Origin of the sequence: Paenibacillus sanfengchensis, assembly GCF_036864765.1 — a bacterium.
In the GTDB taxonomy this organism is placed as follows: domain Bacteria; phylum Bacillota; class Bacilli; order Paenibacillales; family Paenibacillaceae; genus Fontibacillus; species Fontibacillus sanfengchensis.
Genome location: NZ_JBAGJC010000004.1, coordinates 285,195 through 302,151 on the forward strand (window position 1 = coordinate 285,195; position 16,957 = coordinate 302,151).

A 16,957-nucleotide genomic window follows, 5' to 3' on the forward strand; every position below is an offset into this window, starting at 1 on the left:
AACCATTCTTCCGATGAAAAAAGGAGATGACCGTGAACAACTGGAAACGAAATATTGTGCTGTTTTTGAGCAGCCAGACCATTTCGCTGTTTGGCTCGTCCTTGGTCCAATATGCCATCATGTGGCACATTACGCTGACTACCCAATCCGGGGTTATGATGACGCTGTTCATTTTGTGCGGCTTTATTCCGACCTTTATCCTGTCTCCTTTTGCGGGGGTGTGGGCGGACCGTTTTAACCGAAAATGGCTGATTATTTTGTCGGACGGCATGATCGCCACCGCGACGCTGATTCTTGCCGCTGTCTTTTTGCTCGGTTACGAGGCGACCTGGCTTCTGTTCGTGATATCGGCGATCCGCGCTTTAGGGACAGGAATCCAGACACCGGCAGTCGGTGCCATTCTGCCGCAAATCGTGCCGCAAGACAAGCTGACGAAGGTTAACGGAACGAACGGCACGCTGCAAGCGGTGATCATGTTTGTCTCCCCGATGGTCAGCGCGGCCTTGCTGACGAAAGCGTCGATCGTAAGCATTTTCTTTATCGATGTCATCACCGCGGCCATCGCCATTCTCACGCTGCTTTTGTTCTTTAATATCCCTGCTCACAAGAAGGCCACCGAAAAGCAAACGACAGGTTATTTCAGCGACTTGAAAGAGGGGCTGCTCTACATAAAAAACCATCGCTTCCTAAAAATCTTCTTTCTGTTTTTCGCGGTCCTGTTCGTGCTGATGGCGCCGGCCGCATTTTTGACGCCGCTGCAAGTTACGCGCAGCTTCGGCGACGATGTCTGGCGGTTAACCGCCATCGAAATTGCCTTCTCCATCGGGATGATGGCGGGCGGGGGGCTGATCGCGGCCTGGGGCGGCTTCAAAAATAAAATCCGGACGGTCATGCTCGCCGGCGTGGTGATGGGGGGCTGTACGTTGGCGCTCGGAGTTGTTCCGGTATTCTGGACATACCTGCTGTTCATGGCTGTCTTCGGCATCGCTATGCCGATGTTCAATACGCCTTCAACGGTGCTGCTTCAAGAAAAAGTCGACGAAAACTTCATGGGAAGGGTATTCGGGGTCCTCGGCATGATTTCCACGTCGATGATGCCGATCGGCATGCTGATTTTCGGTCCGCTGGCGGATGTCGTCCGAATCGAATGGCTCCTTGCTGGCACTGGCGTCATGCTTATGCTTCTCGCCGTGCTTCTGGGGCGGAATCGGGTGCTGCTTGAGGCGGGCAAGCCGGAGGAGCGGGAGGCTGTCGAGTGACCAAGGCGTTGACGTTGGGAGAACCTGGTCGACAACGGCAGCCCAAAGGCGGATGCGAAAAAACCTGCAAATCTGCAGGCTTTTTTTGCATAGGCGCTCTATTTAATAAAATTGATGCAAATCTGCATTTATGTAAGCCGAAAGATGCTTCAAACTCCGAAATTTCCAAAAATTCCTGCATCCTCGCATCTTTTTGCTTCTGTCCTTAAGGGACGGCCCCAAATTCCTGCATTTTTGCATCCTTTCGGTTGCCAACGGGTGGGGGCATGGGAGTTCGCGAGCTGATTTACGGGCCTTAGACACCAAACCCGCCTACGACCTTTAATTTGGTACCTACCATATTTGCAATGAAGGGCCTCCCTTTGGAAATTACGGCCATCGTGGACTCCAGTTTAAGCGAAGCCGCGTGGGCATCCGCATCCCGCCAAATTTCCATAATCCAGATCGAGTCGGGATCCGCCTCGTCCACATTGATCGCGTACAGTTCGCACCCATCCACCGCTTCCATCGCTTGAGCCGCTTCCAGCATAATATCCAGCAGTGTGTCCCGCTGACCCGGATGAGCGACAAGTTTGGCGGTCATTCCGAATTTGCTCATGTTAACTCCTCCTCTTTTCAGGTATCATATCTTAAAAGACGCTTGCATTTCAACGGTTTGAATATTTAATATATAAATATATAGATTTAAAATAAGGGAGAGAGCTAACTTGGAAAAAATTCAATCGAAAGAACAATATCAACAGGCGATTCAGAGCGACAAATATACCGTGATCAAATTCGAGACGAACTGGTGCCCGGACTGCAAAAACCTGGACCGTTTTATCGGTGATATCGTCGCCGAGCATGCGGACAAAGATTTTTATGCGATGGATGCGGAACAATTTCAGCCGATCGCGGAGGCCAATGAGGTACGCGGCATCCCGAGCTTGCTCGTATTCAAAAACGGGGAGAAAGTCGCTCATCTGCACAGTAAATTTGCCAAGACGCCCGGCCAGGTCAGAGAGTATTTGGCGGGTTTGTAAGAGAAATAGGCATTTTCTTGTTAAACAACAGAACCGCAGGCCTTTCAAATGGAAGGGGTCTGCGGTTTTTTTCAGAATGAGGACAATGTTAAATCCTTGGGACATCTCGTTATCCGAATAAGAGATCTTCCGCCGCGGTCGTTCCCCGGCACAGCTCCGCAAAGGTTTGCGCTATCGTTACGGTATCCGCAAAGCCGAGATTGCCCGAACTGGCTATCAGGATGGGGTACTCCTGATCATGAGGGTCCGCGCGCATATCCCAGACGTAATGATTCCCGTTACCATCCATAGCAAAAGGAACCGCACCGGGCATATACTGCGGAAATTCATAAGCCAGCAACATGGAACGGATTTCCGCCGAGCCGAAAAACTGAAAATAACGTTCCCCGTTCGCAAACTCGCCCCCATCGGAAAACCGAAGGAAACTCGTATAACTAGCAGGCAATGGCTTGGCGGGGATCCGCCATAATTTGGAGTCCGCAGGTCCATACTCCGAAATTTCCAATTCCGTCAGCGGCGCATGCCAGCGGGACAGGAATTCCTCCAGTTGATCCTCCCGCAGACCGGGCCGTTTCGTATAACACACCTCAAAGATCGACTTCCAATCCATTCGCTATTCCTCCTAAAGTCGTCTACCGGGTTAACAAGGGATAGTTTAAGATTAATCTATCAACGGATATAGGTGCAACTCATCCAAATGAAGAGAGAAGGCAAGCAGAAATGAGCGAGACGAATTTAAATGACGCTTGGTACGATTTTGCCGGGGCATTTGTGCATAAAAAGAACGAGTCAACCTTGCGGTGGCAGGCTTTGACTTCGGACGAACAAGAAATCGCCGCGTTGTGGCTTCTTGAAGCCGATATGTATAACGGCGGATTTATCCAGTTTTTTTGCAACTGGGGCGAAGAGGCGTATCTCTATGCGGTCCGGGCCCTTCAAGCGATTGGAGCGGAGCGGGCGCTGGAGCTTGTCGTTTCGGGCTACGCCTGCATCGAGCGATTGGAACAAGACGACCGTCTTACGCAGTTATGGGACATTCCGAAGTTTTTGACCACGGAGGAGGAGGCGCGGCTCGATGAACTGGACCAGCGATTTTGGGAGGATCCGGACGGGATTGCGGAAACCGCTTATCGGTATTATGCGGTGAAATTGGGGATTCCCGCCCCGTAACTCCGCTGTGACAGGCCGGCCGGTTAATAAGCAATTAACGGGAATTGTTCCCGGTAATTGGCTCATGTACAGCCGCAGAGGCAAAATAGCTGGAGAACTTCACATTAATTCGTCCGGAATTGCGTCATTCAGCGGTTAGAGCCGCGAATTACATGGAGCTTTTCCAGCTAAATCGGATGTAACGGGTAAGCGCCGAAAAATTACCGGGAAGTTTTCCCGTTAATGAGTGGTAGGTTGCCTATGCCGACAATTACGGCTACATGCCGAACGGAGCCTTCGAAGTTATCGAAACATCCGATGGGCACATTCTTATCGGCAGAGAAGTGAGAGACGGAGAGTATGGGCGGCCGCGTTATGTGCCGTATGCAGCCAAGCAGGTGAAGCGAAAAAAACAGGCAACCTTGAAGAACGACCGCTCTTCAGGTTGCCTGTTTGCTTTTTTTACAATTGGACGGAAATTACCGTTTCATCGTTAGCCTTAACCTCACCTTCAAAAGAAGGAACGACCTGCTTAACGGCATCCAGGCCGGAAGGAATCAGCACGGGAGTAACCAGGGGAAGTCCCGCCTGCCGGATCAGATCCATGTCAAACTCAATAAGGAGTTGACCTTTTGCAACTTTGTCTCCGGTGTTGACATGGGTGGTAAATCCGTTCCCTTTGAGTCCGACCGTATTGATGCCGATATGAATCAACAGCTGCACTCCGCTCTCATGCTCGAGGATGACAGCGTGTTTGCTCTTGTCCATGACATGGGCCACAGTTCCGTCGAACGGGGCGAACGCTTTACCTTCCGCCGGTTGGATCGCTATACCTTCACCCATGTGCTTTTCCGCAAAAGCGGGGTCCGGCACCTCGGAGAGAGGCACCGCTTCTCCGGTAATCGGGGAAGGGATCTCCAGCTTCTCAACTTTACCTTGAGCCGGTGGGCTCACCGTTTGGACTGCTTGCGCTGGCGCATCGGTCTTGACTGATCCTTCGGCTTCCGCGGAAACCGCTTCGTTCTTGTAACCGAAGAACCAGGTCAACGTGAAAGCGATGACCATAGCAACCACATTCGTCAAAATGTACAAAGGCAGTTGACTGTTCAGATACAGCAGAGTGCCCGGGATGACCGTAATCGACATGCCCGTACCGGCCATTTGGAAAAGGGAAGCGAGGAAACCGCCGACCGCTCCGCCGATCAATCCCATAACAAAGGGTTTCACGTATCTTAAGTTGACCCCGAAAATGGCCGGCTCCGTGATCCCAAGAAATGCCGACAGGGAGGAAGGGAGAGCCAGCGCTCTCAACTTCATATTCTTCGTCTTCATTCCTACCGCGAGACACGCTGCGGCTTGTGCCGCCATGGCGGTGGTGATAATCGCGTTAAACGGATTGTTGCCCTTTTGTTCAAGCAGCTGAATTTCCAGGAAGTTAAAGATATGATGAACGCCTGAAACCACAATAATTTGATGGAAAAAGCCGATAACCAGACCGGCGATGCCGAAGGGCAGCTCCAATACAGCGACCGTTCCGTGAAGCACCCACTCTTCCAAAGAGTGGAAAACCGGGCCGATCGCAAACAACCCAAGGGTAATCATGATCAACAAAGTAATAAAAGGAGTCAGAATCAGATCAAGGGCTTCAGGGATGCGTTTGCGCAAAAACTTCTCCAGCTTCGCGCCGATCAGGCCCACAAAGAACGCGGGCAATACGGACCCTTGATATCCTACAACCGGAATGAAGCCAAACATGGTCAGCGCCTCCGCGGAACCGTCGGCAACGCTGTAAGCGTTGGGAAGGGCGGGGTTGACCAGCATAAGGCCGAGCACAATCCCCAGCACCGGACTTCCTCCGAATACTCTGAAAGCGGACCAGGCCACCAAGGCAGGGAGGAACGCAAACGCGGTGTCCGTCAATACCTGAGTAAACAACAGGAAATTAGGCGAGATATCTCCAGGAGTAGCTCCAAACCAGGAAAGAACCAGTTCCTGGGTCAACAAGCCCCGCAGGCCCATAAAAAGACCGGTCGCCACCAGCACGGGAATAATCGGAACGAACACATCACCGAACGTACGGATCGCCCGTTGAAAGGCATTGCCCTGTTTCTTTCCCTGCTTCTTCAACTCATCGGTCGACGTGCTTTCAATACCAAGCTTCTCGACTTCCTCAAAGATACGGTTCACCGTACCCGTGCCGAAAATAATTTGATACTGGCCGGAGTTGAAGAACGCACCCTTGACTTTATCGATATTTTCGACTTGCTTCTGGTTGATTTTATCTTTATCCAGCACCATGATGCGAAGGCGGGTCGCACAATGGGCGAAGGAAGCGATATTTTCCTTTCCTCCGACTGCTTCGATTACCGCTTTAGCGATTTGTTGATTTTCAGACATGGCTTTCGTTCTCCTTCGCTATGATTTCTTCGACTTGCTCAACGGTCGGCAGGGAGGGGATAGCTCCCTTTCCGGTTGTGGTGATGGCTCCGCAGGCATTGGCAAAACGTAGCAAAGCTGCATGCTCCTCCGATAAAATGGAGCTTAAATTTTGCGGCGTGGCTTTACGCTCCAGCAGTTGATGCAGGAACCCGCCGATAAAAGCGTCCCCGGCACCGGTCGTATCCTGCGCCTTCACTTTAAAGCCATCCGATTTAAATCTTTGCTGCGACAGGATTAGATCCGCACCTTGCGAGCCTTTTGTATAGATTACAGCCTGAACGTCGCCGGTAAATAAGGAAGCCAGCGCTTGTTCCTCGTCCGGAATCCCTGTAATGAAGCCCAATTCATCCTCCGATATTTTTAAAAGATGGGCTTTGGGGAGAAACGTCTGTATGGTTTGGCGATAGGCTTCATGATCGTTCCACAAGGGCAAGCGCACATTGGGGTCGAAGCTTACTATTCCGCCTCGGCTTTTGATCGCGTCAATCGCTTTGACATGAGCCTGCTTCATCGGACTTTCCACTAAATCCACCGAACCGAAGTGTAAAAGGTCGCCCGCTTGAAAGACGTCCGGGTCGATCTCCTCCCCGGCCAAGAGCAGGTCGGCGGACGGGTTACGGTAAAACGAAAAGTCCCGTTCCCCGTCGGCGCGCAAAGATACGAAGGCCAGACCGGTGTTGGCCTCGCCGGTTCTTTTGACCAAATCGATCCTTACTCCGGCCTCCGTCAACTGTTCCAGCAGAAAGTCGCCAAAGGCATCATTGCCCAGTTTGGTAATGATCGAGGCGGTGCCGCCCAACTTGGCCGCCGTCGCGGCTACATTGGCCGGAGCGCCCCCCGCGGCGCGTTCGAATGAAACGACATCTTTAAGCGCTTGACCCGCCTGCCGGGGGATAAAGTCAATCAACACTTCTCCAATTGCATATAATGTTCCCACGTACTCACCTTCAAACATAAAATTGGTTTAGATATCCCATTTGCTGACACGGAATTCCGCCGTTCCGCCGGAACAAAACAATCGAATCTCCTTGCTCGCAGGATCCGGGAAAATGCGGCTTGTAAACACTTCTTCTCCATCGTTGATAAAGATCTCCACGGAGGATGTGTCCACGAACAGATGAAATTTGAGCCTGTCCGCGTTGAAGCCGCAGCGGCGGATGTTTCCATTGATTTCATCCATAGCCTGACCCGAGAACGTGCGGTCGAGGATGATTTTTTTCTGGCCGGTGTCGTATTTGAGCACCGTTTTCTCATGGTCGGAAGCCCGGAATTCGAGCCCCAATTCTTCCGCGTCGAACATTGAAATTTCGCATATCAGCTCATAGGAAGTTCCGTCAAACCCGTTTAGATGTTTCACTTCGTCTTTCAGGGTAAGCGTGGCGCCGCTTTGGGTTTTACGGAGCTTGGCCAGCTCGGGGACCGGTTGCTGAATCAGCTTATTGCCGCCCTGGATCGTAAGTTGGCGGGGGATCGTCAAGCAGCCGGACCAGCCATGGGTGTCCGTCGGGTATGCTACATCCGGCAGCCCCATCCAGGCGACCAAAATACGCCGTCCATCCGGTCCTTGCGTGGTCTGGGCCGCATAGAAATCAAAGCCCCGATCCAGCTCCCGAAAAGCGCCGTGCCGAAATTCCCCCGTGGACAGATCCAGCGGTTGGCCGATCACATAACCGGTTTGATAAATGTTGTTGTATAGATCGCCATCCGCCTGGAGACCTTGCGGAGAGAAGATCAGCACTCCCGATTCATCCAGCTCGAAATAATCCGGACATTCCCACATGTAGCCGAACGGGGAGAGGCCGGATTTCATTTCGCCCATAAACGTCCAGTTCAGCAGATCTTCAGACCGGTACAGCACAGCGCAGCCTGTTAAGTCGGTTCTTTGAGCGCCGATCACGCAGTAATATTCCTTCCCGGATTTCCAAACCTTCGGATCCCTGAAATGATCGGTGTATCCCGGGGGCACGGAGGAGATTACCGGCCGGTTGAGTTTGGCGATTCGGCCGTCTGCATCCATGGAGGCCAGACATTGATACGGATGTCTTGTCCACGCCTCATCCCGCGTATTGCCGGTATAAATCATGTACAACTGACCGTCTTTCTCGATGGCACTGCCGGAATAAGCGCCGTGAGAATCATAAGGACCGCCCGGGGCAATTCCGATGCCCAAGCCTTCCCAAACCGCCAAATCGGATGATTTCGTGTGATACCAATATTTCATCCCATGCTCGGTCCCCAAGGGGAACCATTGGTAGAACAAATGGTACTCGCCCTGATAGTAAGAAAAGCCGTTCGGATCATTGAGCAGTCCGGTCAGCGCCTGGATGTGGTAGCTTTGTCTCCAGGGGGAACGCTCGACTTGTTCCCGGAGTTGCGCCAGCTCGCCGGGCCGGGCTTGTTCGATTAGCCTGTATTTTTCTTCTCGCGTCATCATATGCATGTTGTTCTCCATCTCGAAACGATTTATGTCGGGAACCGGTTCCAATCAAGAGAAAAAAATAAACCGGAACCGGTTCCAGTAGAAAAGAAATATATCCGGTTCCGCCTTTATTAGGGTGGAACCGGTTCCTGTATAAAACATCATAATCGATCCGCTTATAAATTGTCAACGCTTTCTCGCTGGACAAGCTCCACATCCATGACGGAGAGTCGGTCTACGGGTTGTTCAAGCACGAGCTTGATAATGTTGTGGGCCGCATGCTCGCCCGCCTGAAAATAATGATATTTTACCGTCGTCAGGGCGGGGTGAATCATCTCCGTGATATCGTAACCTCCGAACCCGGTCACCGATAAATCCTCCGGGACGCGGATGCCTTTCAAATGGGCCGCTTTAATCACGCCAAGAGCGATATTGTCGGTGGCGCATACGATGATGGAAGGCTTGCCTTCTTCCAGAATCCGCGATGCCGCCTCCATGGCGTCGGTCATTTTAAAGCTTGTCTCGAAATAACGTACGGTACAATCGGGATAAGCCTCCAAGGCCTGCTTGACACCTTCTTTCCGGTGTATGCCGACGGCCTTGTCTTTTTCCGTGACTCCCAAATAAACGATGTCACGATGGCCTTTGTCCAGAACATGGCGTCCTATCAGCCATCCGGCCCGCTTGTCGTCATGTACCAGACTGTGAACTTGATCATGTTGCTGCCCCACCAGAATGACGGGGATATTGATCTTGTGTATGGCCGCTAAATGGGCTTCCGTCACCTGGGCGGCCAGCAAAATAATGCCGGAAATTTTCTGTCTGGCAAAATCATAGATCGCTTCGATTTCCCGACCCAAATCCTGGCTTGTATTGGAAATCAGCATTTGGTAGTGGTTCTTCCGCAGTTCTTCGTCGATGCCGATCAAGGTTTGCGAAGTCGCATAGGAATCGAGGCGGGGAACCACCGTGCCGATAAAGTTGGTCCGCTTTGCTTTTAAGCTTTGGGCAAAGGTGTTGGGGACGTAATTCTGCTCTTTTATAATCAGCTCGATCTTTTCCCGGGTCCGGTCGCTGACCGGGCCGCCGTTCAAGTAACGGGAAACCGTGCTTTTGGCCACACCCGCCAGCTTGGCGATATCCGCTATAGTTTTCGTCATAAGTACTCCTCGGTAAAAGTCTTTATATTAAGTTAGAATGTTTCATACCGCTACCTTCCTAATTATACTCGTTTCTGCACCGCGGGGCATATGACCTTTATAAATTGGGGTTGACCTTGCCCTTAGGGGAAGGTGCACACTGGAAAACACAGAGGAGGCGACTCATGTTATCGATTGGAGAATTCTCGAAAATATGCCGAGTTTCGACGAAAACGCTGCGCTATTATGACGAGATCGGACTGATTCACCCGGACCAGATCCATCCCGAGAACGGGTACAGATATTATTCAATGACCCAACTGGAAAAGATGCTCCTGATCCAACGGCTAAAATCGTATCATTTTTCCCTGGATGAAATCAGAGAGGTGTTGGCGTGGGAGAAGGATCTGTCCGAAGAAAAGCTGTGCTTCCGTCTGCAGCGCAAAAAAAAGCACATCGAAGAGCAAATCCAGGCTTACGCATCGATCCTGGAACAAATGAAACGGGATATCGCCAGCCTGGAGCTAGGGCGGCCCTTGATGTCCTTTCTTGACCGGATCGAAGTGGAGCTGGTGGAAACGCGCCCGCGGAATATCCTGTCCATCCGCCGCAGTCTGAGCGGCGAGGATTATGCCGCAGGCTATGGGATTTATTTTGCCGAACTCTACGAAAGGATCGCCACCGGACAACTCACCCTGCAAGGGACGCCGATGACGATCTACCACAGTCCCGAGTATAATCCGGCCGGCAATGATACGGAATTTGCCATTCCCGTTAAGGAGGCGGTGAAGGGGACGAGAGATTTTCCCGGTGGACTCTGCGCTAAGTCGGTATTAAAAGGCGCGTACCACGAGCTGACCTCGGTTTATGCCAGGTTAAGGGAATGGGTGGAGCGGGAGGGTTACGCATTAACGGAAGCGCCTTTTGAACTCTACCTGACCGATCCCGTACAAACCAAGGATGACGGTGACCTGGTGACCGAAGTGTATTTTCCCGTCGCGAAAAAATAGCAAGTTTAATGAGGAGGAATGCAAGGTGACAAGAAATGTGTGGCCGACTGAAACATGGCAGACTGCCGATCCCGCAAGCCTGGGGATAGATACGGAAAGGCTTTCGGGGCTGGAACCCGAGATTGCGGCGAATTACGGCAATATCAACGGCATCTTGATCGTGAAGAACGGATTTTTGACTTATGAAAAATACTTCAACGGCTATGGACCGGACGATGCGCATCATGTGGCGTCGGTGACCAAAACGATCATTTCCGTCCTTGTCGGGATGGCCGTCGATGCCGGATTAATTCCGAGTCTGGAGCGGAAAGTGCTGGATTTTTTCCCGGAATATAAACTGGAACGGGATCACCCGGTGAAAAAAGAAATCACGCTGCGCCACCTGCTTACGATGACGGCTCCCTATCCTTTCGAGGACTGGCAGGAACCGCTCGACAAGCTGTGTATGCAGCCCGACTGGGTTGAATATACGCTGAATATCCTGGGACAAAAGGGGGAGCTGGGAGCATTCAAATATTCGACGGCGGGGGCGCACCTGCTGTCGGCTATCCTCTCCCGCGCTACGGGCCAAAGCGCCCGTGAATTTGCCAATGAACGCTTGTTCGGGCCTCTCGGCATGAAGGTGATTCCGGATCATGCGATGGAAGACTTCGGGTTTGAGGAGCTGTTTGGCGCAAAAGTGAAAGGATGGGTCCATGATCCGAACGGAAACTCCACGGGGGGCTGGGGGTTGACGCTGACGCCGCGCGATATGGCGCGGTTTGGATTGCTGTGCTTGAACCGCGGCAGGTGGGACGGGCATACGCTGGTTTCCGAGGCCTGGATGCGGGAGTCCACGGCGATGAACCCCCACCACTACGGATACTGTTGGTGGCTGCGGGAAGAGGACGGCGTGTTTGCGTACATGGCCATGGGCGACGGAGGAAATATCATCTGCTGTATCCCCGGACAAGACATGGTAGTCGCCATCGCTTCCGGGTTCATGATGAACCCCCGGGATCGCTGGACATTGATTAAAGAGAAGATACTGCCGGCGATGTAGAACGGCAGCCCGGTAAGATCCCGGGAAAAGACGCGGATGGTGGAACTCTGGAATACGAAGCGCAGCAAGGGGAGAGGTGGGCCAGGGCTGTTGCATTGCCGGCGGTGGTGCTACTATAGATATAACAGTAAAGCCGCTCCTGAGTTCAAATTAACGGGTATTGTTCCCGTTAATTTGGCGCCTTTGCGGATGGGAAGGCGAATTACCTGGAAAACCTCCCGCTAATTCGCCTCAATTCGCCGATTTCGAGTGTTGGGCCGCGAAATAGATGGAGCTTTTCCGGCTAATTCGGATCAAAGCGCCAGGGAGGGTAAATTAACGGGAACTTGTCCCGTTATTCCCGGTGATTCCCCAAGGAATGGGCCGGTGATAGAGAAAGAGAGGACAAAGAAATGGCCGAAGTCAAAACGAATGCCATGCGAATGCTCGACAAAACGAAAACGCCGTACGAAATTCACAGCTACGATCCGGAGGACGGTCAGATTCACGGCACCGCGGTCGCGGAGAAGATCGGCAAACCGCCGGAGAAAGTATATAAAACACTGGTCGCTCATCAGGGGGCGGCCATCTTCGTGTTCGTCATTCCCGTTGCCGCGGAACTGGACTTGAAAAAGGCGGCCAAAGCCGCTGGGGCCAAGAAGGTGGAGATGCTGCCGCTGAAGGATTTGCTGAACCGGACGGGCTATATACGCGGCGGATGTTCTCCGGTCGGGATGAAAAAGCTGTATCCGACGTTTATAGACAGCAGTGCGGAGGACCTGGACACGATTGCGGTCAGTGCCGGAAAAGTCGGGCTGCAGATGGAACTCTCGCCGCAAGATTTGGCCGGGCAAGTGAAGGGAAGCTTTGTTCCGTTGATCCGGGAAGAGGAAGAGACTTCCTAACGGTTTTTTCCGCCCAACCTGTTCCAACCGAAATAGGGGCTGGTTTACTTTTCCAGCCTCCTTTTTTATACTCTTATTTGATAGTCATTATTAATAGATACTAGTTGTCTAGAAGGAGAGAAGTGATGAGTATTGGTATAAAGCAAAAAGCGGCATTGATTCTGCTTATCGTGCTGCTGGCGATCCCGGCGAGTCCGCTGTCCATTCCCGGGCGAGCGTTTGCGGCATCGGAATTCCCGGAGGATCTTAAGGGCCATTGGGCCGGAGAGGCCCTGTCCCGCTGGGTTGAACAGGGGATGATCTCCGGGTATGCGGACGGGAAGATTAGACCCGATCAGCCGGTCACGCGGGCGGAGTGGATGGCCATGGTGAACGCGCGGTTCGGCTTCTCCGTCAAAGAGCGGTCGGCGTCCTTCTCCGATGTGCAGCCGGCGGCGTGGTATTCCGCCCACACCGCCACCGCGGTCCGGCAAGGATATATCACCGGCTATGCCGACGGAACCCTCCGGCCTAACGCGCCGGTAACGAGAGCGGAAGCGGCTGCGATGCTCGGCCGGTTGGGCAAGCTTGGACCGGCTGCCGGGACGGCTTCTTTTAAGGATGCGCTCCCCGCCTGGAGCAAGGAAGCGGTCGGCTCCGTAGTCGATGCCGGTTGGATGACCGGCTATCCCGACGGTACATTCCATGGTGTAGGGAAGCTCACTCGGGCGGAGGCCGTGGTTACGCTGGATCGGGCATTCGAGGCGATTAACGCCGGAGGAAGCGAAAGTTTATCGGGCTCTGGCGAATTTGACCGCCCCGGCGTTTACGGTCCCGCGAAAGAAACCGCGGAAATCGCCGGCGATGCGTTTATTAAAGCGGGCGGGATTACGCTGCAAAATACCGTTATAAAAGGCAATTTGACCTTAACGGAAGCGATAGGCTCCGGGGAAATCCATTTGGCCGGAGTCACCGTCGAGGGGGAACTTCGCGTAAACGGCGGTGGACCGAACGGCGTTGATTTGCGGGATACCGTCGCCAAACGGCTGACCGTGGACAGGCAAGACGATCAAGTCCGGATCGTTGCTTCCGGCCGTACGACCTTGGAAACAGTGGTGCTGTCTTCGGGAGCTCTTCTTGAAGAGAACGGGCTGACCGGGGAAGGGCAAGGGTTCGTGCTCATCGATGTCGCTAAACAAGTGCCGAAGCTTTCTGTGGCGCGGCTCCGCGGCGAAGCCGAAACCGTTCGGATCGCGGCGTCCGGGATGCGTTTCGAACTGTTGTCCGGGCAAATCGAAAGGCTTGAAGTGGAACGCGGAGCCATTGGCAACGTGGTTTATTTGGAGCAAGGTACGAAGGTGATCGTTGCCGCGCTAGGCAGCGCGGTCACTTTCGAAGGTCCGGGCCAGGTTCTGCAAAAACAATGGAATAACGAAACGCAAGGGAGCGGCGTCCGGTCGCGTAGCGGCGGTGGTTCTGCCGCGCCGACGACTCCGACGAATCCGTCTCATCCGGAGCCATCGGTGACGGAGCTGGTGTACAGCCCTGAAGCGTTGAAATTTAATGACGTCCGGGTCGATGCCCACGTTACTTTGAAGGCGCTGCTGAGCGATGGCACGGAGATCGACGCGACCAAAGCGGCTGATTGGTTCACCGAGGATGAAACGGTGGCGACCGTAACGAACGGGATCGTCACCTCGCAAGGCGAGGGGGAAACCCGGATCGGTGCCGTATATGGCGGGCGAACGATACGGATACCAGTCAAGGTCGAGGCAGCGTTAACGCCGACGGTGACGGAGCTGGTGTACAGTCCCGGCGAGCTCGGCTTTGATGGGGTCGGCAAAAAAGCCGGCGTCATACTGAAGGCGCTGCTGAGCGACGGCAGGGAAATCGATGTAACCGAAGCGGCCGTGTGGTTCACCGAGGATGAAGCGGTGGCGACCGCGGTTAGCGGGACCGTCACTTCGCAAGGCGAAGGGGAAACTTGGATCGGCGCCGAGTACGGCGGGTTAACGATGCGGATACCGGTCCGGGTCACGGTCGTACCGGCAGCCATTCCGGCTTATCGGGTGACGCTGAGCGGCGTGCCCTCCGGCGCGGTTGCCGGGTCCGATATCAACGTGACCGTTCGCGTGGAGAATTCCGATGGCAACCTGGATACGAGCTTCACCGGGACGAAAAGGATGACGCTCACGGGCGCCCGGCAAGCGCCGGACAGCAGTTACGGCAGCCTGGCCGGCATACCGCTGCTAACCGCCTCGGGTGAAGCGGAAGTGCCGTTTGTGGCCGGCCAAGCCGTGGTCGCCTTCACCCTGAATAAAGCGGAGGCGCAATCGTTGACGCTTGCGGTGGACGGTGTGGCACATCCGACGGCGGACCTCGCGATCGCGCTTGTCCCCGCCGCTCCGGCCAAGCTTCAAATCGCGACTGAGCCAAGCAATTCTGTCGTTAGCGGGGAGACCTTCGCGATTCAGCCTGTCATCCATGTGCTGGATGCTTACCGTAATTTGGCGAACGAGTCCCTGACCGTCACGGCCAGCGTAGGCAAAGGCGCGGCGGCGCTTAAAGGGACGTCGTCCGTCCATACGGTAAACGGAGTCGCGGCATTTGCCGGCCTTGGATTGATCGGCGAAGCCGATGACGTGGAGCTGAAATTTAGCGCGGGTTCGCTCCCCCCTGTGCCCGTATCTCCGATCCGCGTCCTTCCGTTTTCGTCGGGGGATGGATCAGCCGCTGCACCGTATGTCATAAACTCGGCTGCCCAACTGAATAACGTAAGGAACCATCTGAACGGCCATTTCGTCCTGGGTGGCGATATCGATCTGAGCGGCTACGGCAGCGGTCAGGGATGGGTGCCGATCGGCACGGATAAGGCCGGGTTCACGGGGACCATAGACGGTCAAGGATATACGATCCGCCACTTGACCTCTCTTCGTCCCGGCGGCGGGTTGATCGGGTTGTTCGGTTACATCGACGGGGCTAATATCAAGAATCTGCACCTCAGCGACGTAACCATTTCAGGTTCTATGTACGTTGGAGGTTTGGCCGGTTTTATGAAATCCGGGTCTGTAAGCGGAGTTCATGCGGATAATGTATCCATTGCCGGAGCCGCCAATAATCTCCTGTATGCCGGCGGCCTCCTTGGAACAATGGAAGCGGGGACGCTCAACGGGTCCTCGGCCACCGATGTGAACCTCAGTGCCACTTACTATTTGGGTGGACTTGTTGGTGCGACCGGCGCCGCTTCCTCCATAACGGAATCGTATTCCAGCGGGGAAGTGTTCGTAAACGGCGCCAATTTAGGCGGGCTGGTTGGCACTCATTACGGTAGGATCACCGACTCTTATACGCTAGCCAACATTACGGGAGCGAGTACCGCGGCCGGCGGTCTACTTGGCATTAACAGAGGCGCGGTGATCCATTCTTTTGCCGCCGGAAACATCAACAGCCGTGGATTAGAGCTTGGGGGACTTATCGGGTTGGACGACGGCGGTACGGTAACCGGCTCGTATTATGACTCGGACGCCACCGGGCAAACCGACACAGGCAAAGGCACGCCGAAAACGGCAGCGGAAATGCGGCAGCAGTCCACCTTCGCGGGTTGGGATTTCACATCCATTTGGGCAATCCAAACGGACGGCTATCCTTATTTGCGGTGGCAGCGGCCATAATCGATCCGTCCTTAAAAAACGGAGCTGTGTTTCGGGGAGTGCTCTCCCCGGGCATGGCTCCTTTTTATGGTTGTTTGTCGGACTTGATCCTTCGTTAACATTCGCCGTCTATACTCGGAGTATATCTCTAAGAAGGATGGCTGATACTGATGGGCATTCATACTTATTTTAGATCGCTGAACGAATTGGAGCGAATTTATCGCTGTCCGGGAAAATTCAAATTCGAGGAACATAGCGTCGCCGCACACTCCTGGAAAGTCGTGCAGTACGCCAAAACGCTGGCCGATATCGAAGAACGCCATGGCGCGCAAATCGATTGGAAGAAACTCTATGAGATCACGAGCAGCCATGATTATGGAGAGATTTTTATCGGCGATATCAAAACACCGGTTAAACATTCTTCAGTGGAGCTGCGAAATTTGATTTTGCAAGTTGAAGAGGGCATGGTTCATCACTTCATTGAAGAACATATTCCCGAAGAGTTTAAGAGCATTTTTCGCAACCAATTGCGCGAAGGCAAGGACGATTCCATCGAGGGACTGATTCTTGAGGTGGCCGACAAGCTGGATCAAGTCTACGAGGCGTTCGCCGAGATGCAAAGAGGGAATACGGAGAAAGAGTTCGTCAAAATGTATCGCGACGCGCTGGTGAAAATCAAAAACATTCCCTTAAAATGCGTCGATTATTTTCTGGCCGAAATTTTAACCGACATGGTCAATGAGGAGACGCTGTCGCCGATCGATATCAAACGGATCACGCAGGAAGCGTTGGCGAGCTAATCCATCCGGACCGGACTTAAATCGCGGCAAGTGTGGGGTGGACAAGCGATAAAGGCTAATTTCTCCATGATCATCGACTAGCACAACCAGAGTCCGGTTTATAATGAAACCGACTTGACCGTTCTGCGTAACATACTGATAGATAGGCACAAGGAGGATGAAAGG

The 16,957-nt window shown here is 53.5% G+C and carries 15 protein-coding genes; 9 read left to right on the forward strand and 6 right to left on the reverse strand.

Translation table 11 applies throughout. The annotated features are described in order from the left end of the window. Positions 1-26 precede the first annotated feature (26 nt). Positions 27-1,259 (forward strand): MFS transporter, encoded by a 1,233-nt coding sequence (locus V4U84_RS10545; protein WP_334077140.1) that lies wholly within the window; start codon positions 27-29, stop codon positions 1,257-1,259. Next, positions 1,256-1,468 (forward strand): hypothetical protein, encoded by a 213-nt coding sequence (locus V4U84_RS10550; protein ID WP_334077141.1) that lies wholly within the window; start codon positions 1,256-1,258, stop codon positions 1,466-1,468. The genes V4U84_RS10545 and V4U84_RS10550 overlap by 4 nt, the downstream gene beginning before the upstream one ends. 86 nt (positions 1,469-1,554) lie before the next feature. Here V4U84_RS10550 and V4U84_RS10555 read toward each other — a convergent pair whose 3' ends face one another. After that, on the reverse strand, positions 1,555-1,857 hold the full coding sequence (locus V4U84_RS10555) for a putative quinol monooxygenase (RefSeq protein ID WP_334077142.1): 303 nt from the start codon (positions 1,855-1,857) through the stop codon (positions 1,555-1,557). Between the two features lie 109 nt (positions 1,858-1,966). On the opposite strand from V4U84_RS10555, the gene V4U84_RS10560 reads away from it, so the two are divergent. Then, positions 1,967-2,281, forward strand: a complete 315-nt coding sequence (locus tag V4U84_RS10560; RefSeq protein WP_334077143.1) for a thioredoxin family protein — start codon at positions 1,967-1,969, stop codon at positions 2,279-2,281. 109 nt (positions 2,282-2,390) lie between these two features. On the opposite strand, the gene V4U84_RS10565 is transcribed toward V4U84_RS10560, so the two are convergent. Continuing rightward, positions 2,391-2,891 carry an SMI1/KNR4 family protein gene (locus V4U84_RS10565; RefSeq protein WP_334077144.1) on the reverse strand — a complete coding sequence of 167 codons (501 nt, stop codon included), beginning with the start codon at positions 2,889-2,891 and terminating at the stop codon, positions 2,391-2,393. Positions 2,892-3,001: 110 nt separating this feature from the next. Between V4U84_RS10565 and V4U84_RS10570 the strand changes: the two genes are divergently transcribed. Continuing rightward, the gene (locus V4U84_RS10570; RefSeq protein ID WP_334077145.1) at positions 3,002-3,451 is read left to right on the forward strand and encodes a DMP19 family protein; all 450 of its coding nucleotides are present in this window, start codon (positions 3,002-3,004) and stop codon (positions 3,449-3,451) included. A 441-nt stretch (positions 3,452-3,892) separates the two neighbouring features. Here V4U84_RS10570 and V4U84_RS10575 read toward each other — a convergent pair whose 3' ends face one another. The 4 genes from V4U84_RS10575 to V4U84_RS10590 form a co-directional block, all read right to left on the reverse strand. Beyond that, positions 3,893-5,827: a sucrose-specific PTS transporter subunit IIBC gene (locus V4U84_RS10575; RefSeq protein WP_334077146.1), complete on the reverse strand. Its 1,935-nt coding sequence runs from the start codon at positions 5,825-5,827 to the stop codon at positions 3,893-3,895. Beyond that, positions 5,820-6,806, reverse strand: a complete 987-nt coding sequence (locus tag V4U84_RS10580) for a carbohydrate kinase family protein (RefSeq protein WP_334077147.1) — start codon at positions 6,804-6,806, stop codon at positions 5,820-5,822. Before V4U84_RS10580 ends, V4U84_RS10575 begins: the two co-directional genes overlap by 8 nt. Positions 6,807-6,833: 27 nt before the next feature. Continuing rightward, the gene (locus tag V4U84_RS10585; protein WP_416367232.1) at positions 6,834-8,309 is read right to left on the reverse strand and encodes a glycoside hydrolase family 32 protein; all 1,476 of its coding nucleotides are present in this window, start codon (positions 8,307-8,309) and stop codon (positions 6,834-6,836) included. A gap of 155 nt (positions 8,310-8,464) precedes the next feature. Then, positions 8,465-9,448 carry a LacI family DNA-binding transcriptional regulator gene (locus V4U84_RS10590; RefSeq protein WP_334077148.1) on the reverse strand — a complete coding sequence of 328 codons (984 nt, stop codon included), beginning with the start codon at positions 9,446-9,448 and terminating at the stop codon, positions 8,465-8,467. Between the two features lie 164 nt (positions 9,449-9,612). On the opposite strand from V4U84_RS10590, the gene V4U84_RS10595 reads away from it, so the two are divergent. From V4U84_RS10595 to V4U84_RS10615, 5 genes are all read left to right on the forward strand, one after another. Further along, complete coding sequence (locus V4U84_RS10595) at positions 9,613-10,437, forward strand: MerR family transcriptional regulator (protein WP_334077149.1); 825 nt, start codon at positions 9,613-9,615, stop codon at positions 10,435-10,437. A 25-nt stretch (positions 10,438-10,462) separates the two neighbouring features. Further along, on the forward strand, positions 10,463-11,479 hold the full coding sequence (locus tag V4U84_RS10600; protein WP_334077150.1) for a serine hydrolase domain-containing protein: 1,017 nt from the start codon (positions 10,463-10,465) through the stop codon (positions 11,477-11,479). Positions 11,480-11,871: 392 nt separating this feature from the next. Then, the gene (gene ybaK, locus V4U84_RS10605; protein WP_334077151.1) at positions 11,872-12,363 is read left to right on the forward strand and encodes a Cys-tRNA(Pro) deacylase; all 492 of its coding nucleotides are present in this window, start codon (positions 11,872-11,874) and stop codon (positions 12,361-12,363) included. Positions 12,364-12,488: 125 nt separating this feature from the next. Beyond that, positions 12,489-16,013, forward strand: a complete 3,525-nt coding sequence (locus V4U84_RS10610; RefSeq protein ID WP_334077152.1) for an S-layer homology domain-containing protein — start codon at positions 12,489-12,491, stop codon at positions 16,011-16,013. A 149-nt stretch (positions 16,014-16,162) separates the two neighbouring features. Beyond that, on the forward strand, positions 16,163-16,792 hold the full coding sequence (locus tag V4U84_RS10615; protein ID WP_334077153.1) for a YfbR-like 5'-deoxynucleotidase: 630 nt from the start codon (positions 16,163-16,165) through the stop codon (positions 16,790-16,792). The last annotated feature ends 165 nt before the right edge of the window (positions 16,793-16,957 follow it).

Excerpts from the sequence above, each read along its gene's own strand:
- V4U84_RS10595 (WP_334077149.1), top strand. The coding sequence starts at position 9,613 with ATGTTATCGATTGGAGAATTCTCGAAAATATGCCGAGTTTCGACGAAA.
- ybaK (WP_334077151.1), top strand. The coding sequence starts at position 11,872 with ATGGCCGAAGTCAAAACGAATGCCATGCGAATGCTCGACAAAACGAAA.
- V4U84_RS10585 (WP_416367232.1), bottom strand. The coding sequence starts at position 8,309 with ATGCATATGATGACGCGAGAAGAAAAATACAGGCTAATCGAACAAGCC.
- V4U84_RS10545 (WP_334077140.1), top strand. The coding sequence starts at position 27 with ATGACCGTGAACAACTGGAAACGAAATATTGTGCTGTTTTTGAGCAGC.
- V4U84_RS10565 (WP_334077144.1), bottom strand. The coding sequence starts at position 2,891 with ATGGATTGGAAGTCGATCTTTGAGGTGTGTTATACGAAACGGCCCGGT.
- V4U84_RS10570 (WP_334077145.1), top strand. The coding sequence starts at position 3,002 with ATGAGCGAGACGAATTTAAATGACGCTTGGTACGATTTTGCCGGGGCA.
- V4U84_RS10610 (WP_334077152.1), top strand. The coding sequence starts at position 12,489 with ATGAGTATTGGTATAAAGCAAAAAGCGGCATTGATTCTGCTTATCGTG.
- V4U84_RS10555 (WP_334077142.1), bottom strand. The coding sequence starts at position 1,857 with ATGAGCAAATTCGGAATGACCGCCAAACTTGTCGCTCATCCGGGTCAG.
- V4U84_RS10615 (WP_334077153.1), top strand. The coding sequence starts at position 16,163 with ATGGGCATTCATACTTATTTTAGATCGCTGAACGAATTGGAGCGAATT.
- V4U84_RS10575 (WP_334077146.1), bottom strand. The coding sequence starts at position 5,827 with ATGTCTGAAAATCAACAAATCGCTAAAGCGGTAATCGAAGCAGTCGGA.
- V4U84_RS10590 (WP_334077148.1), bottom strand. The coding sequence starts at position 9,448 with ATGACGAAAACTATAGCGGATATCGCCAAGCTGGCGGGTGTGGCCAAA.